The following is a 22,296-nucleotide window of genomic DNA, read 5'->3' as shown; positions in this document are numbered from 1 at the left end:
GCTACACCCTGCCGTGGATGCCCCCGGCGTCCCGGTCATCGCTTGTGGAATGCGTGTGACCTAAAGTATGTTGCATGCGATTTGGCGGAATGCGCGTGCCGGTGGGGGCCGGCTGGCGCATCTGTCCGGGCGAAAACGGGGTGCGAGACATGAAGATCGGCGCCAGCAGGGCGGGAATCGCGGTCGCCGCGACCGTCGCATGCATCATGGGTATGGCGGCCGCGGGCGCGCAGGCCGAGAACCTTGCCGAGGAAGTCGAGGCGCTGGTGGAGGATCACCCGCAGATCCAGGCCGCCCGGCGCGCCCTCGATGCCTCCCACCAGAACATCCGGCGCGAGAAGTCGGGCTTCCTGCCCCAGGCCAGCATCACCGCCGGCGCGGGGTATGAGCATACCGATTCGCTGGCCACGCGCGCGCTGGGTCTGGAGAATCAGCAGTTCTTTGCCACCAACGCGACGGTCGAAGTGCGCCAGAACCTGTTCAGCGGCTTTTCCCGATTCGCCGGAACGGCCAGTGCCAAGGCGCTGAAGCGGGCCTCGGAAAACACCCTGGCGGCCGTGCGCCAGAACGTGATCCTCGAAGGCGTGACCGCCTATCTCAACGTCCTGCGCAACCGCGAGTTGGTCAGGCTCAACGCCGGCAACGAGCGCGCCATCCGCGAGCAGCTCGAGCTGGAGGACGAGCGCGTCATCCGCGGCTCCGGCATCAGCGTCGACGTGCTGCTGGCCAAGTCGCGCCTGCAGATCGCCAAGGAGCAGAGCATCGCCTTCGAGGGCGCGCTGAAGGATTCGATCTCCACCTACATTCAGGTCTTCGGTCATCCGCCGACGCTGGAGAGCATGGTGCCGATGCAGGTGCCGCCGTCCATGCTGCCCGAATCCAAGGAGGCCGCGGCCCAGAAGCTGCAGGCCGAGAACCCGGTGATCAAGATTGCCTCGGCCCAGGCCGATTCGGCGATGCACGAGATCGACCGGGCCCAGTCCACCTACTATCCGAGCGTCGACGTGGTGGGCAGCGCCAACATCGAGAACAATTTCGCCGGCGTCGAGGACGTGCGCCACGATTACGCCGTCAAGCTGGAGCTCACCTGGCAGCTGTTCGACGGCTTTCTGACCCCGGCCAACAGCGCCGAGGCCAACGCCCGTTACAAGGAAGCGATACAGAGCGGCCGCGATGTCAGCCGCAAGACCACCGAGCTCATGGAGCTCTCCTGGCATGAAATGGAAGTTGCAAAAGAGCGCGCCGAACTCTTGCGTAACGCGATGAATATTGCCGGTGAGGTCTTCCAGTCCCGAATTGAACTGCGGGAGGCCGGAAAAGAGACGGCCATCAATGTTCTCGACGCTGAAAATGAGCTATTCAGTGCATGCATCAACTTCGTTAACGCTTTCTTTGATTCTCAGGTAGCAGCGTTCCGAGTGTTGAATACCCTGGGCCGTCTGGATACGCGCGCCGTTGCGCAGTCCACGCCGGTCGATAACTCGGCAGTCGTCGCGCAGTGCGGGTTCACCCCCTCCGAAGGGGGCGGATACCAGCCGGCCCAGTAAAGCCGCCGACGCGCGCCGGGCTCTGTTAGGAGAGCTTGGTACATGACCAGAGACCAGTTGCCGCCGCGTCTTTCCGACGGGTTTGCGGGACAGCAGGATTTTTCGGCTGTCTTCGATGCGTCGGGCAAGGCAAGCCTGGTCATCGACAAGGGCGCGTTCCTGCTCACGGCGGACTTCGTCCGTCAGGGGCCGGATCTGATCCTCGTCGGCCAGAACGGCGAGAAGGTTCTCGTCGTCAATTTCTTCGCTTCCGAGACTCCGCCGGACCTCTACACCCTGGGCGGCGCCCAGATCACCGGCCATCTCGCTTCCATCCTCGCCGGCCCCGCCGCAGATGGCCTGGCCCAGGCCGGCGGCGACCTCGGCGAGCCGATCGGCGTCGTCGAATCCCTGGAAGGCGTGGTCTTCGCCACACGCGCCGACGGCAGCCGCGTACAACTCTCGCCGGGCGATCCGGTCTACCAGGATGACGTCATCGAAACCGGCGGCCAGGGCTCGGTCGGCCTGCGCTTCGTCGACGACACGACCTTCTCGGTCGGCGAGGACGCCCGGATGGTCCTCGACGACTTCGTCTACGACCCGGCGGCCAACACCGGCAACGCGGTCGTCAACGTGCTTCAGGGCTCGTTCTCCTTCGTCTCCGGCGCGGTGGCCAAGACGGGCGACGACGCGCTCACCGTCAAGACCCCCGTGCTCACCATCGGTATCCGCGGCACCTACGTCACCGGCCGTGGCGCGCAGGAGGGCGAGGAGTCGGAAGTCGTCAACCTGCCTGACGACGAGGGAACGACCGGCTCGGTCTTCGTCTCCAACCAGGCCGGCGGCGTTCTGCTCAGCCAGGCCTTCCAGCAGACCAGCGCCTCCAGCCAGTTCGAGGCGCCGACGCCGCCCCGGATCCTGAGCCGCGAGGAGGTCGAGGACCGCTTCTCCGACGCGCTGAACAGCCTGCCGAATGCGCCCGGCGTGGAGCGCGGCGGGCGTGACGACGACGATGGCGGCGATGACAGCCGCGACGGCGGCGGCAGCGATGCGGGCGCCGCTGCCGAGGGCGAAGGCGAGGGCGAGGCCGAAGGAGAAGCCGAGGGCGAGGGCGAAGAGGAAGCCGAAGGCGAGGAAGAGGGCGAAGGCGAAGAGGAAGGCGAAAGCGAGGAAGAGGGCGAAAGCGAGGAAGAAGCCAGCAGCGAGGAAAGCGGCGAAGGCGATTCCGGCGGCGAGGACGGTGGTCCCGAAGGCGGAGACGGTGGTCTGGGCGCCGAGGACGGCAGCCCCGAAGCGCCGGCGGAAGGCGGTTCCGAAGGCGGTGACGGCGGCGATTCTGCGGACGGCGAGGATGCCGCCGCCCCTGACGAGGGCCCGGCAGGCGGCGAAGGCGGTCCGGGCGATGGCGGGGGCGACGCGGCCGGCGACGGCGGTGATGCGGGCGGGGATTCCGGCGGCACGAGCGGCGGCGATTCCGGCGGGACCACGGGCGGCGGCGGCAGCACTTCCTTCGGCACGACATCGGGCTCGACCACGGGCGGGACATCCGGCACTGGCGGCACAACCGGTGGCGGCGGCGGCGACAGCTTCGACAGTCTGGTGGAATCGACCGCACCGCCTTCGGGCGGCGGCGGCGGCGGCACCGGCGGCGGCGGTGGTGGAGCCAGCGCGGGGCCGGGCGACGATGACGGCGGCGACGACAACAACGAAGAGGTCGTGGCTCCGCCGCCCACGGGGCCGACCGCCGGCAATGACACGTTGAACGGCAACGCGTCGGCCAACAACATCGACGGCGGCGGCGGCAATGACGTCCTGAACGGCCTCGGCGGCAACGATACCCTGGCCGGCGGCATCGGCAATGACGTGCTCAACGGCGGCGAGGGCAACGATTCCCTCGACGGCGGCACGGGCGCGGATACGCTGAACGGCGGGGCCGGTGCGGACACGCTGATCGGCGGCGCGGGCGCGGACGCCATCAATGGCGGTGACGGCTCGGACACGGCGGCCTTCACCGCGACGACGAATGCGGTAAACCTCAATCTCGGCGCGGGCACGGCGGTCTCGGGCGGCGAGACCGACACGCTCACGGGGATCGAGAACGTCCTCGGCTCCGCCTTCTCCGACACCATCACCGGCAACGCTGCAGCCAACGCGCTGAACGGCGGCGCGGGCGACGACACCCTGGCCGGCCTCGGCGGCAATGACACGCTGACCGGCGGCGCGGGCGTCGATTTCGTGGATCTCAGCGGTGAGGCGGAAGGCTTCCTGGCTGCGCTCGGCACGGTCACGCTGTCCGGCGAGGGCGGTGACACCGTCTTCTCCTCCCAGACATTTGGTCTTGCGACGAGCCAGGCCGACGTGCTGTCGGGCATAGAGGGTCTGATCGGCAGCGGTTTCGATGACAGCCTGTTCGGCGCGGCCGGAACGGGCGACACCATTTCAGGTGGCGCCGGCGCGGACGCGGTCAACGGCCAGGGCGGGGACGACAGCCTTGCCGGCGGTTCGGGCAACGATACGCTTCAGGGCGAGTCCGGCGCCGATACCCTGTCGGGCGACGAAGGCAATGACAGCCTTGTCGGCGGCAGCGGCAACGATGTTCTCAGCGGTCTGCAGGGCGACGACACCCTCGACGGCGGCGACGGCATCGACACGGCGAACTACACCGGCACCAGCAGCGGCATCGAGGTCGATCTCGCCGCCGGCACCGCGATCGACGGCGCGGCGCGCGGCAATGACGTCCTGATCGGCATCGAGAACGTCTCGGGCTCGGTCTTCGACGACACCATCGACGGCGACGCCAACGGCAACGTGCTGCAGGGCAATGACGGCGATGACCTGCTTCAGGGCCGCGGCGGCGCGGACACGCTGATCGGCGGCGCGGGTTCCGACCGGGCCGACTATTCGGAAGACGCCGCGGGCGTGAACGTCGATCTCGCCGGCAACGCGGCGACCGACGGCGGCGGCGCGACGGACAGCCTGAGCGGCATCGAGAACGTTTCCGGTTCGGCTTTCGGAGACACGCTGACCGGCAACGCCGCAGCGAACCAGCTGATCGGCAATGCCGGCGACGACATCCTGGCCGGCGGCGCCGGGGCGGACTCGCTGTTCGGCGGCCTGGGCCTCGACACGGCGGACTATTCCGCCGATGCGGCGGGGGTCACGGCCAATCTGTCGACCGGTCTGGCGACCGACGGCGGCGGCGCCACCGACAGCCTGAACAGCGTCGAGAACGTCATCGGCTCGGCCAACGACGACACCGTCACCGGCGACGGGGCGGCGAACCAGCTCTTCGGCGGCGCCGGCGACGACATCCTGGAAGGCGGCGCAGGGGCCGATTCGCTCTTCGGCGGCGCGGGCTTCGACCAGGCCAGCTATGCCGGCGACGCATCAGGCGTCGCCGTGGACCTTTCCATCGGTCTGGCCACCGACGGCGGCGGCGCGACCGACAGCCTGAGCGGCATCGAGGATGTCGCCGGCTCGGACTTCGCCGACACGCTGACGGGCGACGGCAACGACAACCTGCTCGAAGGCGGCGCCGGCGACGACGTGCTGCGCGGCGGCGATTCGCCGACGCTGGCGGGCGGCGGCTTCATCGCCGATACCCTGGACGGCGGCGCCGGCACGGACTTCGCCGACTACACGGCGGCGACCGGGGGCGTGTCGGTGAATCTCTCGACAGGTCTCGCCACCTCGGTTGATGGCGACGCCAACAGCGCCGGCATCGGCGCGGAAGTGCTCCTGAACATCGAGGGCGTGCTCGGCAGCGCCTTTGCCGATTCGATCGACGGTTCGGCGGCGTCCGACATCATCCAGAGCGGAGACGGCGGCGACCTCGTCGGCGGCGGCGCGGGCGCGGATTCCATCGACGGCGGCGCGGGCGACGACCTGATCGATGGCGGCGCGGGCAATGACACTGTCACCGGCGGTGACGGCGCCGACGCCATGACCGGCAATGACGGCGACGACAGCATGACCGGCGCGGCCGGCGACGACACGCTGATCGGCGGCGCGGGCAACGACGTGCTCGACGGCGGCACCGAGACGGACACGGCGGATTATTCCGGCGCGGCGGGCGGCATCGACCTCGACCTGCTCGCCGGTGCGGCGAGCGACGACGGCGACGGCGGCGTGGACACGCTCACCGGCATCGAGAATGTCGTCGGCTCTGCCTTCGCCGACACCATCGCCGGCGACGCGGCGGCCAACGTCCTCGTGGGCGGCGATGGCGCGGACAGCATTGCCGCGGGCGGCGGCAGCGACAGCGTCTCCGGCGGCGCGGGCAACGACACCATCGACGGCGGCGCAGGCAATGACAGCCTGGATGGCGGCGATGGCGCGGATCTGCTGCTGGGCAGCGACGGCAACGACACCTTCTCCGGCGGCGCGGGCCAGGACACTGTGGACCATTCCGCCAGCACGGGCGGGGTGCAGGCGGATCTGGCGGCGGGCAACGGCCTGGACGCGGGCTCCGGCTTTGACAGCTATGTCGGCGTCGAACACCTGACCGGTTCGACCTTCGGCGACCAGCTGGTGGGCGACGCCGGCGCCAACGCGCTGGCCGGCAATGACGGCAACGACCTTCTCGAAGGCGGCGCGGGCGACGACACGCTGGACGGCGGCGCCGGCATCGATACGGCGGACTACTCGGCCGACGCCGCGGGCGTGACGGTCGATCTCGCGGCGGGGACCGCGACCGACGGGGCCGGTGATTCGGACGTCCTCACGGGCGTAGAGAACGTCATCGGCTCCGACCAGGCCGACGCCCTCACCGGTGATTCGGCGGACAACAGCCTGTCCGGCGGGCTGGGCGACGACACGCTCGGCGGCAGCGCGGGCGCGGACACGCTGGACGGCGGCGGCGGCACGGACACCGCCGACTTCAGCGCCCTTCAGGGTGGTGCAATTGCGGGCGGCGCCGGTGTCGCAACGCCCACGGATGTCGGCACCTTCGTCAACCTGACCGATGGCGAAGGCTTCTTCTGGGATATCCAGCGGGATCTCTCGATCATCAACGGCACCAACGACGCCTATGATGACGGCCAGAACGTCACCTTCGGTATCTTCGGCGGAGCCAGCACCACCTACGCAGGCAGCACCCTGTTCGCCAGCGCCGACGGGCGCACCATCGAGGGCACGGCCGACACATCGGTTGCGGGGCTGAGCTTCAACCGCCGGCTCTTCGTGCCGGACGACGAGGGCTTCGCGCGCTTCCTGGAATCGGTGACCAACACCTCCGGCGTGCAGCAGGCCGTGACCCTGACGATCACCGGCAATCTGGGCTCGGACGGCGGCACCTTCGTGGTCGACACCAGCTCCGGCGACGCACTGACGGACAACACCGACCGGTTCATCATTTCCGACGACTCGAGCGACGGGAATGGCGGGTTCGACCCGACCATGCTGCACTACTTCGAAGGGATCGGCGCCGCCGAGTCGGCCGATCTCGTCAGCCTGGTCAACGGCAACGACAACTACACCATCGGCTTTACCTTCACGGTCGACCCCGGCGAAACCGCCTCGATCATGCATTTCGCGGCGCAGAACGCGAACCTGGCCGCCGCGCAGGCCAAGGCCGCCGGTCTCGACAACCTCGAATCCCGATTCTTCACCGATCTGTCGGCCACAGAGGCGGCGCAGCTCCAGAACTTTGCCGCCGGCGTCGGCAGTGTGAACGTCGACCTCGTGGCCGGTACGGCGACGCTGGACAATGGCGACGTCAGCACCCTGGTCGGCATCGAGAACGTGATCGGCACCAGCAATGACGACACCATCGCCGGTGACGCCAATCTCAACAGCCTGGCCGGCGGCGCCGGCGACGACAGCATCATCTCCGTCGCGGGCAACGATACCGTGGCTGGCGGCGACGGCGCGGACACGCTGGCCTTCGGCTTCGGCGATCATTTCGCCACGGGCGATGCGGGCGACGACACATTCGTGATCGACACGACGCGCCTGGACGGCAACGACACCCTCGACGGCGGCGCGGACACCGACGACCTGCAGGTTTCGGGCGGCGGCGACATCACCGCCGATCAGCTTGCCAGTACGAGCAATTTCGAACGCCTCACCCTGGTCTCCGACCTCGAGACGACGGTCGAGCTGCGCGACAACACCCTGCGCAATTCCGGCAATGTCATCGTCGACGCCTCGGCGCTGGCGGCGGCGACCAGCTTCCTGCTGATCGACGCGGCGCTGAAGACCGATGCGGCGATCGAACTGATCGGCGGCGGCTCCGAGGACGTCGCCTTCGGCACCAGCCTCGACGATACGCTCGCCGGCAATGCCGATCAGGACGCCCTGTTCGGCAATGACGGCAACGACATCATCGACGGCGGCGCGGACGCCGATCTCGTCGACGGCGGGGCCGGCAACGATTCCGTCGCAGGCGGCGCGGGCCAGGACGCCCTGGTCGGCGGGCTGGGCGACGACACGCTGGACGGCGGCGCGGATCTCGACGTCGTGGACTTCACCGATGCGGGCTCGGCGGTCACCGTCGACCTCACCGCCGGCACCGCGAGCGGCGAAGGCACGGACGTCCTTTCCAATATCGAGGCCGTTCTGGGTTCGGCCCAGGCCGACGATCTGACGGCGAACGCCGGTTCGGCCGAAGGCGCGCTGTTCGGCGGCGCGGGGGGCGACACGCTGACCGGCACGGCCGGGAACGAGGGTCTGTTCGGCCAGCTCGGCGACGACAGCGCAGACGGCGGCGCGGGATCCGACTTCCTCTCCGGCGGCGGCGGCAACGACACCTTGCGGGCGGGCGACGGCAATGACGACGTGGTCGGCGGCGCGGACGACGACCTGATCGAGGGCGGCGCCGGCAACGACCTTCTGCTGGGCGACGATCCGGCGGACGGCGGCCAGGCGCTCGGCTTCGACGGCGTCGACGACGCCGTGTTCGTGCCGAACCTCGAAGGCGTCTCCGGCACCTCCGACCTCAGTTTCGAAGCCTGGCTCACGCCCGGGGTCTCGGCCGACATGGCCGTCCTCGACATGCGCGCCGATCAGGCCGGCTTCGAGCAGGGCTTCTTCTTCGGCTTCGTCGCCGACGGTCAGGGCGGGCTCATCTCCCACGCCCGGATCGCCGACGGCGCGGGCAATGTGATCATGCTGGACGGTTCGGCGATCTCGCTGGCGGGTACGGCACAGCACTTCGCCGTCACCGTCGACCGCGACGGGCTGATGTCGATCCTGGTCGACGGGGTGGTGGATCAGACGATCGACATCTCGTCGCTGGACGGCGTCGACATCTCGACCACCGATCCGCTGTTCCTGGGCGAAAGCAATCTGGACGACGCCTTCGCCAGCTACACCGGCGCGATGGACGAGGTACGGCTGTGGTCCGTGGCGCGCACCGACGCCGAGGTCGCCGGGGCGCGTGACGACCTGCTGGTGGGCGACGAGACGGGGCTGGAGCTCTACTACCAGTTCCACGATCTGCCGGTGCAGTTCACCGCCGACGAGACGGCGAACGGCAATACGGGCTTCTTGCTGGGCGGACCGGCTCTGGAGACCTCGACCGCGGTCATCAACGACGTCACCAGCGGCAATGACACGCTGATCGGCGGCGCGGGCGACGATTCCATGGATGGCGGCGCGGGCATCGACACCGCCGACTATTCGGCGGCGAGCGGCGCGGTTGCAGTCGATCTGCTGGCCGGCGTCGCGAGCGACGGCGAGGGCGGCACCGACGCGCTGGCCAATTTCGAAGTGGTGGTCGGTTCGGCCAATGACGACAGCCTGGCCGGCTCGAACGATGCCGACACCCTGCTGGGCGGCGCGGGCAGCGATCTTCTGGTCGGCAATGGCGGCAATGACAGCCTGTCCGGCGAGGCCGGCGACGACACGCTCTCCGGCGCCAGCGCGGGCGCCGGCGACGATACGCTGGACGGTGGCGACGGCGCGGATACGGCGACCTACGCCAGCGCCACCGCGGGCATCGCCGCCGATCTCGGCGCGGGCACGGTTTCGGGCGACGCCAGCGTCGGCAATGACAGCATCACCGCCGTCGAGAACCTGGTCGCCAGCGGCTTCGCCGACACGGTTCAGGGCGACGCGGCGGCCAACCGCCTGCAGCTCGGTGCGGGCAACGATCTCGCCAATGGCGGCGCGGGCGCCGACACCATCCAGGGCGAGGCCGGCGACGATGCGATCGCGGGCGGGGCCGGCGACGACGTCCTCCAGGGCGGCGACGGCAACGACACGCTGGCCGGCGGTGCGGGCGCCGACACGCTGGACGGCGGCGCGGGCACGGATTCGGCCGATTATTCCGGTGCGGCCGGTGCTGTGGACATCAATCTGGTGGCGGCGGCGGCCTTTGACGACGGCGACGGCGGAAGCGACACGATCGTCGGCATCCAGAACGTCATCGGTTCGGCGAATGACGACACGATCACCGGCGACGTGCAGGCCAATGATATCTTCGGCGGCGCGGGCGCGGACACGATCTCCGGCGGCGACGGAACCGATACGCTTTCGGGCGGCGACGGCGCGGACAGCCTGATCGGCGGCGCGGGCGACGATTCCATGGACGGCGGCGACGGCGTCGACACGGCGGACTACTCGGCCGAAGCCGCGGGCGTGACAGTGGACCTGGGTCTCGGAACGGCTACGGACGGCGGCGGCGGCTCGGACGTCATCACGGGCGTCGAGAATGTCATCGGCTCCGACCAGGCCGACGCCCTCACTGGCGATTCGGCGGACAACAGCCTGTCCGGCGGGCTGGGTGACGATACGCTCGGCGGCAGCGAGGGCGCGGACACGCTGGATGGCGGCGACGGCACGGACACCGCCGACTTCAGCGGCATCGCTTCTGGCGTCGACGTCGACCTGGTCGCCGGCACCGCGACGCTGGGCAATGGCGACGTCAGCACGCTGGTCGGCATCGAGAACGTCGTCGGCACCGGCGACGACGACACCATCGCCGGCGATGGCGCCGCCAACAGCCTGGCAGGCGGCGACGGCGCCGATTCCATCGACGGCGCGGCGGGCGACGACACGGTCACCGGCGGCGCCGGCGACGACACCCTGAGTTTTGGCGCGGGCGCGGATTCCGTCGACGCCGGTGCTGGCGACGACGCCGTCAGGGCGACGGTGGGCGAGCTGGACGGGGGCGATACGCTGGCCGGCGGCGCCAGCGACATCCTGGGCGACACGCTCGTTCTGCTGGGCGGCGGCGCGGTTGCGGCGGCGGACCTCGCCAATGCGAGTGGCTTCGAGAACATCGCCTTCGGCACCGACGCGAACTTCACCGTCACCCTGCCCGACAGCTTCATCCCGGCGGCGGGGACGCTGACCGTGGACGGCGCCAGCCTGACCACCGGCGCGCTCACCTTCGACGGCTCCGCGGAAACCGACGGCGCACTGGCGGTGACCGGCGGCGCGGCGGGCGACTCGCTGACCGGCGGCGCAGGCGCGGATGCGCTGACCGGCGGCGCGGGCAATGACACACTGGCCGGCGGCGGCGGGGTCGATTCCCTCGACGGCGGCGCGGATACCGACACGGCGGACTATTCCGGCGCGGCCGGCGCGGTGAACGTCGATCTCGACGCCGGCGTGGCGAGCGACGATGGCGATGGCGCGACCGACGCGCTGTCGTCGATCGAGAACGTCACCGGATCGGCCGGCAACGACATCATTTCCGGCGACGCCAATGCCAACAACCTGTCGGGTGGCGATGGCGCAGACACGCTGGCCGGCGGCGCCGGCGCGGACACGCTGGCGGGCGGCGCGGGCACCGACCTCGCCGACTATTCCGCCGACGCTGCGGGCATCTTCGTCAACATGGGCGCGGAGTCCGCAACCGACGGCAATGGCGATGCCGACAGCCTGACCGGGATCGAGAACATCCTGGGCAGCGCCTTCGCCGACACGATCTTCGGCGACAGCGCGGCCAACGAACTCACCGGCGGCGGCGGCAATGACAATTTCCTGGGCCAGGCGGGCAACGACACGCTGTTCGGCGGCGCGGGCGACGACAGCCTCGAAGGCGGCAGCTCCGACGACTCGCTGGACGGTGGTATCGGCGCCGACCGCGTACGCGGCGGCAACGGCAATGACACGCTGCTGGGCGGCGACGGCAACGACACCTTGCGCGGCGACCAGGGCGACGATCTCCTGGATGGCGGCGCCGGCATCGACCAGGCCGACTATTCGAACGAGGCCGCGGGCGTCACGGTCAGCCTGGTCGCGGGTTCGGCGACCGACGGCAATGGCGGCAGCGATACGATCGCCAACATCGAGAACGTCCGGGGCTCCAACTTCGACGACACCATCACCGGCGGTGCGCTCGGCAATCTGCTGGAAGGCGGCGGCGGCGGCGACGTCATGGACGGCCAGGCCAATGACGACACGCTGAACGGCGGCGACGGCGACGACACGCTGACCGGCGGCGCCGGGTTCGACACCATCGACGGCGGCGCGGGCGTCGACGCGGCCAGCTACGCCGCCGATGCTGGCCCCGTCCTGGTGGACCTTTCAGCCAACACGGCGACCGATGGCGCAGGCGACACCGATCTGCTGCTCTCCGTCGAGAACGTCATCGGCTCCGCTTTCGATGATACGCTGACCGGCGACGCCCTCGCCAACAGCCTGGAAGGCGCCGCCGGCAATGACACCATCGTTGCGGGCGCGGGTGCGGACACGCTGGCGGGCGGCGACGGCAACGACACCCTGCTGGGCGGCGATGACGGCGATTCCCTCGAGGGCGGCGCGGGCGACGACTCGCTGTTCGGCGAAGCGGGCGCGGACATCCAGTCGGGCGGCGCCGGCAACGATCTGATCGACGGCAGCGACGGCAACGACACGCTGCTGGGCGGCGCCGACGATGACACCCTGCTCGGCGCGGCGGGCGACGATTCCATGGATGGCGGCGACGGTACGGATGTCGTCAGCTATGCCCTGGAGTCGGGCGCTGTGACGGTCGATCTCGGTCTGGGCACGGCCACGGACGCGGGTGGCGGCAATGACACGCTGACGGCGATCGAGAACGTCATCGCCTCGGAATTCGACGACGACGTGACAGGCGATGCGGCGGCCAATCTGCTGCAGCTCGGCCTCGGCAACGACACCGCCGACGGCGGCGATGGCGCCGACACCATCCAGGGCGAGGCGGGCGACGACGATATCGCCGGCGAGGGCGGCAACGATCTGCTCGAAGGCGGCGCGGGCAATGACACGGTCATCGGCGACGCCGGCGACGATACGCTGGACGGCGGCGACGGCATCGACACGGCGGACTATTTCGAAGACACCGGCGCAGTCCTGGTGGACCTCCTCGCGGGTACGGCGACCGACGGCTTCGGTGGCACGGACAGCCTGACCGGCGTCGAGAACGTGACGGGCTCGACCTTCAACGACACGATCTCGGGTGACGCCGGGGCCAACAGCCTGGACGGCGACGCGGGCGACGATTCCCTTGCCGGCGGCGCGGGGGCGGATTCGCTCCTTGGCGCGGCCGGGAATGACACCCTGGCGGGCGGCGTCGGCAATGACACGCTGGACGGCGGCGCGGACAGCGACACGGCGGACTATTCGGCGGCAAGCGGCGCGGTCCAGGCCGACCTCCTGATCGGAGAGGCGTCCGACGACGGCGACGGCGGTGCGGACACGCTCATCGGCATCGAGAACGTCACCGGTTCGGACTTCGACGACAGCATTGGCGGTGACGCCGGAAACAATGTGATCGACGGCGGCGCGGGCACCGACGCGCTGTTTGGCGGTGACGGTCTCGACACGCTGATCGGCGGCGCCGGCAATGACATTCTCGGCGGCGACGCAGGAGCGGACTCGCTCGACGGCGGCGAGGGCAATGATCTGCTCGACGGCGGCGACGACGGCGACACGCTCGACGCGGGCGCCGGAGACGACACGCTGGTCAGCTCGGCGGGCGACGATTCCATGGTCGGCGGCGACGGCACGGACGTCGTCGACTACGCGCAGGAGGCCGGCGCGGTGACGGTCGATCTGGGCGCGGGGACGGCCACGGACGCTGGCGGCGGCGCTGACACGCTGGCGGCGATCGAGAACGTCATCGGCTCGGACTTCGCCGATACGGTCCAGGGCGACGCGGCGGCCAACCTGCTGCTGCTCGGCGCGGGCGGCGATCTCGCCGACGGCGGCGACGGCGCCGACACCATCCGGGGCGAGGCGGGCGACGACGATATCGCCGGCGAGGGCGGCAATGACCTGCTCGAAGGCGGCGACGGCAACGACACGGTCATCGGCGATGCCGGCGACGATACGCTGGACGGCGGCGCCGGATTCGACACCGCCGACTATTTCGACGACATCGCCGGCGTCACCGTCGATCTCGGCGCAGGCACCGCGACCGACGGCTTCGGCGGCACGGACATCCTCATCAGCATCGAGGCCGCCGCCGGTTCGGCCCAGGGCGACCTGCTGATCGCCAGCGACAACGGCAACGCCCTGTTCGGCAATGACGGCGCCGACACGCTGATCGGCGGCGACGGGGTCGACACGATCCAGGGCGGCGACGGCGCGGACATCATCGACGGCGGCGACGATCTCGTCGGCGGCGTGCGCCAGTTCTTCGACACCGCAGACTTCAGCGACCAGATCAACGACCTGATCGTGTCGCTGGAGTTCGGCGCGGCCCATGACGGCGTGGAACTGGACCGGATCGCGCGGATCGAGCGCGTCGTCGGCGGCGACGGCAACGATGTGCTCGAAGGCGGCTTCGAGGACTTCTTCGAGGAGCTGGTCGGCGGCGCGGGCAACGACACGCTGGACGGCGTCCGCGGCTTCACGGCCGCCAGCTACCAGGACGATCCGGCAGGCATCGTCGCCAGCCTGGCGACCGGCCTCGTCACCGACGGCTTCGGCGATACCGACACGCTGATCGAGATCAGCCGGATCGAGGGCTCGGGGTTCGGCGATGCGCTGACCGGCGGCGACAGCAATGACAGCTTCCGCGGCCGCGGCGGCGCGGACACCATCGACGGCGGCGCCGGCAGCGACGAGATCGACTACAACAACGCCGGGGCGACAACGGGCGTGAATGTCGACTTCAGCGCGGGGACGGCCAGCGACGGCACCGGCTCGATCGACGTGATCAGCAATGTCGAGCGGGCGCGGGGCAGCGCCTTCGGCGACACGCTCACCGGCGACGCCAACGACAACCGTTTCCGCGGTATGGACGGCGCGGATTCCATGGTCGGCGGCGACGGCTTCGACACGGTCGATTATTTCAGCGACGCCGGCGATCCGAACGGGCAGTCGGGCGTGACGGTGAACCTGACGACGGAGCGCGCGACCGACGGCTTCGGGAACACGGACACGATCGAGGGCTTCGAGGCGGTGTTCGGCACCGACTTCGGTGACACGATCACCGGCGACGCCAACGCGAATGTGCTGGTCGGCGGCGACGGCACGGACTTCTTCTTCGCCACCGCCGGCAACGACACCATCGACGGCGGCACGGACTTCCTGAACGGCTTCGAGCAGTTCGACGACCGGCTGAGCTTCCAGAATCACGGTCTCAACGTGACCGTCGATCTGGCCGCGGGCACGGCGAGCGACGGCCTGGGAAGCAATTACGTCATCTCCGGCATCGAGCGCGTCATCGGGTCGAGCGGCAACGATACGCTGATCGGCGGCGGCAACAACGAGAACGAGACCTTCTTCGGCGGCGACGGCGCCGACGTGATCGATGGCACCAACGGCGCGTTCACCCAGGTCGACTACGGCCTCGATCCCCTCGCGGTGTCGGTGAACCTGAACGCGGGCACCGCCGTCGACGGCTTCGGCAACACCGATACGCTGACCGGCATCGAAGCGGTGCGCGGCACCAATTTCAGCGACACCTTCCTCGGCTCGGGCGCCAGCTTCGAACGCTTCCGCACCCGCAACGGCAATGACACCGTCGCCGGCGCCGGCGGCACGGACGAGCTCGACTACACCTTCAGCGGCTTCGACGGCGTCAATGTCGACATGTCCGCCCAGGATGGACAGGGCGGCACCGGCAATACCGACAAGGGCGGCACCAACGGCGTCGACACCTTCACCGGGATCGAGCGGATCCGCGGCTCCGAGGGCGACGACACGGTGCTCGGCGATGATGGCGACAACCGCTTCCGCCTGCTGGAGGGTAACGATTCCGTCGATGGCGGCCTCGGCTTCGACATCATGGACTTCCGCACGGTCTCCGGCTCCTTCGTCGAGATCCAGGGTATCGTCGCCGATCTCGGCGCGGGCACGGCGGTCGATCAGTTCGGCTTCACCGACACGCTGGTCAACATCGAAGGCGCCATCGGCTCCGAGCTGGGTGACACGCTGACCGGGTCGGCCGACGCCAACCTGCTGGAGGGCCGTGACGGCCTCGACGTGCTGATCGGCGGGGCGGGCGACGACACGCTGGACGGCGGCGATGACAATGTTGACGGCGTCGCACAGTTCTTCGACACCGCCGACTATTCCCAGGATACCGCAGCGGTCGATATCAATCTGTTCACCGGCATCGGTCTTGACGGCTTCGGCGATACGGACACCCTGCTGAACATCGAACGGATCGTCGGCTCCGACTTCGACGACACGCTGACCGGCGGCGCCAACAGCTTCTTCGAGGAATTCGACGGCGGCGCGGGCAGCGACCTGATCGACGGCGGCGATGCGCTGGCCCAGGACGGCGGCTTCGACGCCGCCAGCTACCAGAACGCCGGCGCGGCGATCAACGCCACCTTCGTCGGCGGCATCGGCACCGTCACCGGCGGCGACGGCGGCACCGACACGCTGATCGGCATCGAGCGCGTCGAGGGCACCGAATTCGACGACACGCTGATCGGCGACGAGAACTTCCAGACCTTCCGCGCCCGCGGCGGCAACGATTCCATCGAGGGCGGCGCCAGCCTGTTCGACGAGGTCGACTACCTCAACAGCGGCGCGTTCGAGGGCGCGAACATCAACCTGGCGACCGGCATCGCGACCGACGGCACGGGCGGCACGGACACGCTGTCGGGCATCGAGCGGGTGCGGGGCACGAACCTCGACGACACCATCACCGGCGATGACGGCGACAACCGCATCCGCGCCATGGGCGGCTTCGACGTGGTCGACGGCGGTCTGGGTCAGGACACCATCGACTATTCGTCGGCCCAGTCGAACTTCGCCGAGGCGCAGAACGGCGTCGCCGTTTCGCTGGCCGTCGGAATCGGCCGCGACGCCTTCGGCGATGTCGACCTGCTGAGCAATATCGAGCATGTGCGCGGCACCGCGCTGGACGACGTGATCGAGGGCGACGCCAACGCCAACCAGCTCGACGGCGGCGACGGCGACGACGAGTTCCTGGGCGGCGCGGGCGACGACACCTTCATCGGCGGCAACGGCTTCGACGAGGTCGCCTTCGACGACGACGGCGTCATCCAGGGCGTCAACGCCGACCTTTCGCTGGGCGGCGCGACCGACGGCTTCGGGGATTCGGATTCGTTCTCGGGTATCGAAGCGCTGGTGGGCACGGGGTTCGGCGACACCCTCTCCGGCGACGGGTTTGCCAACCGGCTGGAAGGTCAGGGCGGCGACGACACCCTGCTCGGCAATGACGGCGACGACACCCTGGAAGGCGGCGCCGGAAACGACACCATCGGCGGCAGCGCCTTCGGCAATGGCGGCGACGACATCGTCTTCGGCGGCGACGGGGACGACCTGGTCTTCTCCGGCGATGGCGTCGACACGCTCTTCGGCGGGCTCGGCAGCGACACGCTGGACTTCTCGCCCGGCCTGCAGCCGGCGGTAGTCGATCTCTCCACCGGCGCGGTGGCCAATGACGGCAGCGGCAACGCCGAGACGGTCAGCGGCTTCGAGGCCGTGGTGGGCACCACCGGCGACGACACGCTGACCTTCGGGCTGGGCACGACGATGACCGGCGGCGCGGGCGATGATCTGTTCATCGTCGGCGACGGCATCGGGCTGAACAACGTCATTACCGATTTCACCGCCGGCTCCGGCAGCCCGGACGTCATCGACCTGATCGCCTTCGGCTTCAGCAACCTCGCCGAGGTGCAGGGGGTCTCCAGCGACGACGGCACGAACACCACCATCCAGCTCGACGGCGACGACGCGCTGGTGCTGGAGAACGTTCAGGTCGCCGATCTGGCGGCCAGTGACTTCATCTTCGACTTCACGCCGACGGCGCAGTTCTCGGTCGACGACATCGATGGCACGAACGGCTTCTTCGTCGGCAGCAGCCAGAACAATACCGGCTTCGGCGAGTCTGGTGACGGCGTCGGCGACGTCAACGGCGACGGCCTGGACGACGCGCTGGTCGGTGCGCCCTTCGGCAATGGCGGCAATGGCGAATCGTTCGTCCTGTTCGGCGACGCGGCGCCCGATCTCGACAATACCGAATCGAGCCTGATCGCCGGCGGCGACGCCATCGGCGTCCTCGACAGCGGCGCCGGCGGCGGCGAGTACGCCGGCTACAATGTCACTTCGGTCGGCGACATGAACGGCGACGGCTTCCTCGATTTCGCTGTCGCCGTGCCGGGCTTCTACACCGACAGCGTCAGCGGCAACGGTCAGGTGGCGGTTGTCTTCGGTGACGCCAACGGCCTCGGCCAGGACATCGATCTTGCCGGGCTCGACGGGACCAACGGCTTCAAGGTGACGGCGGGCAGCTCGGCGTCATTCGACAGCTTCGCCTACAGCATCGGCGGCGGCGGCGACTTCAACGGCGACGGCTTCGACGATCTGATCGTCACCGACGAACGCTACAATTACGGTACCTACAGCAATGCCGGTCAGGTCTTCGTCGTCTTCGGCAAGGCCGGCGGTTTCGCCGCCAGCGCGACCATGGATTCGCTGGTCACCGCGGGTGACGCCATCGGCATCCAGGGCGGCGCGTTTTCCTCCTATATCGGCACCGAAGCGAGCTTCATCGGCGACTTCAACGGCGACGGCTTCGACGATATCGGCCTCAGCCAGTATCTCGCCGGCGAACCGTTCTACGCCCCGACGGTCAGCGTTGTCTTCGGCCAGAGCGAGCCGCTGGGCACTCTCGACCTCCAGAACCTGATCGCCAACGGCGACGCCTTCCAGCTCACACAGAACCAGAACGGCGACGATCTGGGCTCGAACATTGCCGGGACCGGCGACGTCAATGGCGACGGTTTCGACGATTTCCTCATCAGCGCGTCCGGGACGGCCATATCCGGCTCCTACACCTATGAGGGCCGCGTCTTCCTGCTGTTCGGCAACGCCAATGCCGCCGGCGCGCAGGCGGACCTCACCAATCTTCAGGCCGGCGAGGGCGTGTCCTTCGACGGCCTCGCGGCGGGCGACCGGCTGGGTTCCTCGATCGATGGCGGCGGCGACTTCAACGGCGATGGCATAGCCGATTTCGTCATCGGCGCCGAAGGCGTCGACTACGGCAGCTACAGCAATGTCGGCGAGGCCTATGTCATCTTCGGACCCGGCGAGGCGGTGCCCGTGACGAGCTTCGACCTGTCGACGATCGACGGCACCGACGGCGTCACCATCACCTCTGCGCCGGTGGACAATATCTATCTCGGCCAGGGCGTTGCCATGATCGGCGACATCAACGGCGACGGCTTCGACGACATCGCCGTGACCACCCGCTATGACGACGCCGGTGCGGTCTCCTACGACCAGATCGCCATCTTCTTCGGCCTCGATTCCACGGGCCTGGCGCAGGCCGGCGACGCCGGCGCCAATGCGCTGACGGGTGGAGCAGATACGGACCTGCTGTTCGGCAATGCCGGCGACGATACCCTGACCGGCAATGCCGGAGATGACGTGCTGCGCGGCGGCACCGGCAATGACAGCATGATCGGCGGTGACGGCAACGACCTGCTGGAAGGCGGCGCGGGGCAGGACACGCTGATCGGCGGCAATGGCGCGGATACGCTCCGGCCCGGTGCGAACGACGGTTCGGGCGATATCATCCAGCCCGGCGCAGACAGCAATCTGGTCGAGTTCATCGCGCCGGGCGAAGGCTTCTTCGCCCTGCTCTACGACGACCAGTCGGTCGGCATAAACGCGACTATCGGCAACATCTCGGGCACGGTCGTGAAGTCCGGCGGCACGGACACGCTGGAAGGCGTCAACCTGATCGACGGAATCACCGGCGGGCTGATGCTGGTCGGCGGCACCGGCGACGACACGGTCAGCGCCGACCTGATCGATTTCAACGAGTTCTTCCAGTTCCGCGGCGGCGCCGGCAATGACGACTTCACCGGCGGCGGCGGCTTCGACCGGCTCGACTACATCACGGCGGCCGCCGGCGTGAGCCTCGACATCGGCGCCGGCACGACCAGCGACGACGGCGACGGCGGCACCGACATCTTCGCCGCCATCGACGAAGTGCGCGGCAGCACCTTTGCCGATTCCATGCTGGGCGGCGCGGGCGACGACCGCTTCATCCCCGACGAGGGCAATGACACCATCGACGGCGGCGGCGGCTTCAACCTGGTCCGTTATGACCGCACCAATGTGGACTCCGTCAACTTCGATGCGTCGACCGGTATCGCCGACGTCGTCATCAATGCGACCGCCTATACCCAGGATCTCTCGAACATCCAGGCCGTGCGTGGCTCGGATGGCGACGACACCCTGCTGGGCAGCGGCTCCTCGGTCGAGTTCCGCGGCAATGGTGGCAACGACTTCCTTCTGGGCGGCTCGAACAACCTGAACACGCTCTCGGGCGGGGCCGGCGACGACACGATCAATCCGAACGGTTCGGGGAATGGCGACGCCATGGATGGCGGCGATGGCGTCGACCTGCTGCAGATCGATTTCAGCGAGCCGAACGGTCTGGGCGATCCGACTTTCAACTTCGACATCGCCATGGACGGCTCGGCGACCGACATCACGGTGGCGACGGGCTTCACCGGCACCGGCAATGCGAAGACCTTCATCAATTTCGAGCGCGCCGACCTGACCGGCGGCAATGGCAACGACCTCTTCGCCGGCGGCGCGCTGGACGACACGCTGAACGGCGGCCTTGGCAACGACACGCTGAACGCCGGTTCCGGCGGCGCCGACGTGATCGACGGCGGCGGCGGCGATGACGTTCTTACCTCGGCGCTTGGCAACGACACGGTGTCCGGCGGCGCCGGCAACGACACCATCCTCGTCGGCGACGGGGCCGACTCGGTCAACGCCGGCCTCGATGACGACTCCGTCGACGGCGGCGCGGGCGACGACTTCCTCGACGGCTCCTTCGGCAACGATACGGTGACCGGCGGGCTCGGCGCCGACACAATCGACGGCGGCAGCGAGAATGATCTGCTCGATGGCGGCGATGGCGCGGATTCCATCTTTGGCAGCTCGGGCTTCGACCAGCTCGACGGCGGGGATGGCGACGACACGCTGGATGGCGGCGACGACGACGACACGCTGGTCGGCGGCCTTGGCGCGGACTCCATCATCGGCGGCGCGGGCGCGGATCTCGTCAGCTACTTCGACGATGCGAACGGCGTCAGCGTGAACCTTGCAACCGGGACGGCGACGGACGGCGGCGGCTTAACCGACACCCTAACCGGCGTCGAGAACGCCAGCGGTTCCGCCTTCGGCGACACGCTGGTGGCCGCTGCCTCCGGCAGCCTGCTGCTCGGCAATGGCGGCATCGACATCATCGGCGGTGGCGACGGCGACGACAGCCTGTTCGGCGGCGATGGCACCGACACGATCACCGGCGGGCTTGGCAATGACAGCATGTCCGGCGGCGCGGGCAATGACAGCATGCAGGGACTGGGCGGCGACGACACGCTGGACGGCGGCGCGGGCGTCGATACCCTGGATGGCAGCGCCGGCATCGACACCGCCATCTTCTCGTTCAATGCGGGGCCGATGATCATCGATCTCGTGGCCGGGACGGCGTTCGACAGCATCGCCGGCGAAACCGACGTGGTGCTGCAGATCGAGAACGTCGTCGGCTCGGGCGCCGCCGACACGATCACCGGCGACGGGGCCGACAACGTGCTGGACGGCGGCGCAGGCAATGACCAGCTCTCCGGCGGCGGTGGCGACGACACGCTGATCGGCGGGGCGGGCGGCGATCTGCTCGACGGCGGCGTTGGCGGCGTCACCGGCGACTTCGTGGACTATTCGGGCGAGACGGCAGGCGTGGATGTCGATCTGGGGTCCGACTTCGGCATCGATGGCGGCGGCGCGACCGACACCCTGACCAGCATCGAGCACGTCATCGGCTCCGACTTCGCGGACACGATTGTCGGTCAGGACAACGAATCGAACCAGCTCTTCGGCGGGTTGGGATCCGACGTCCTGATTGGCGGTCTGGGTGCCCAGACCCTGAATGGCGGAGCCGGCGACGACGCGATCGAAGGCGGCGCCGGGGCGGACGATCTCACCGGCGGCGACGGGGCCGACTTCTTCCAGTACCTGTCCACGGCGGATCTGCAGGTGGTTGCGGCGAACCAGACCGTCGCGGCGGCCGGTGTGTCGGTCGACCTGATCAACGATTTCACCGGTACCGCAGACGGCGGTACGGACGCCTTCCTGTTCGACACCGGCCAGGGCGGTTTCGACGAGGTCGGGTTGACGGCGACGTTCGCCACGATCGGCGCGGCCTATGACGGCACCAATTCGGGCGTCGGGGCAGGGTCGGCCTATATCTTCGACGGCCAGCACCTGATCTTCGACAATGACGTGGCCGTTGCGGGCTATCAGGTGATCGCGGACACCAACGGCGCGACGGTCGCCGAGGCCGATCTGCAATCCTTCGGCGGCGGGCAGCTGGAGCCGTGATGCCCGCCGCGTGACAAAACCGGCGTGATGT

Annotated in this window: 2 protein-coding genes; both read left to right on the top strand. The window is 69.0% G+C overall.

The genetic code is table 11. The features are described from left to right. Positions 1–89: 89 nt before the first annotated feature. Positions 90–1,547, top strand: a complete 1,458-nt coding sequence (locus TEF_00085) for a hypothetical protein (protein ID ANK79359.1) — start codon at positions 90–92, stop codon at positions 1,545–1,547. 57 nt (positions 1,548–1,604) lie between these two features. Beyond that, complete coding sequence (locus tag TEF_00080) at positions 1,605–22,265, top strand: hypothetical protein (protein ID ANK79358.1); 20,661 nt, start codon at positions 1,605–1,607, stop codon at positions 22,263–22,265. The last annotated feature ends 31 nt before the right edge of the window (positions 22,266–22,296 follow it).

This window comes from Rhizobiales bacterium NRL2, assembly GCA_001664005.1.
In the GTDB taxonomy this organism is placed as follows: Bacteria; Pseudomonadota; Alphaproteobacteria; order Minwuiales; family Minwuiaceae; genus Minwuia.
The sequence above is the reverse complement of the archived record's forward strand: the minus strand, read 5'-3'. Positions and strand labels throughout refer to the sequence as shown.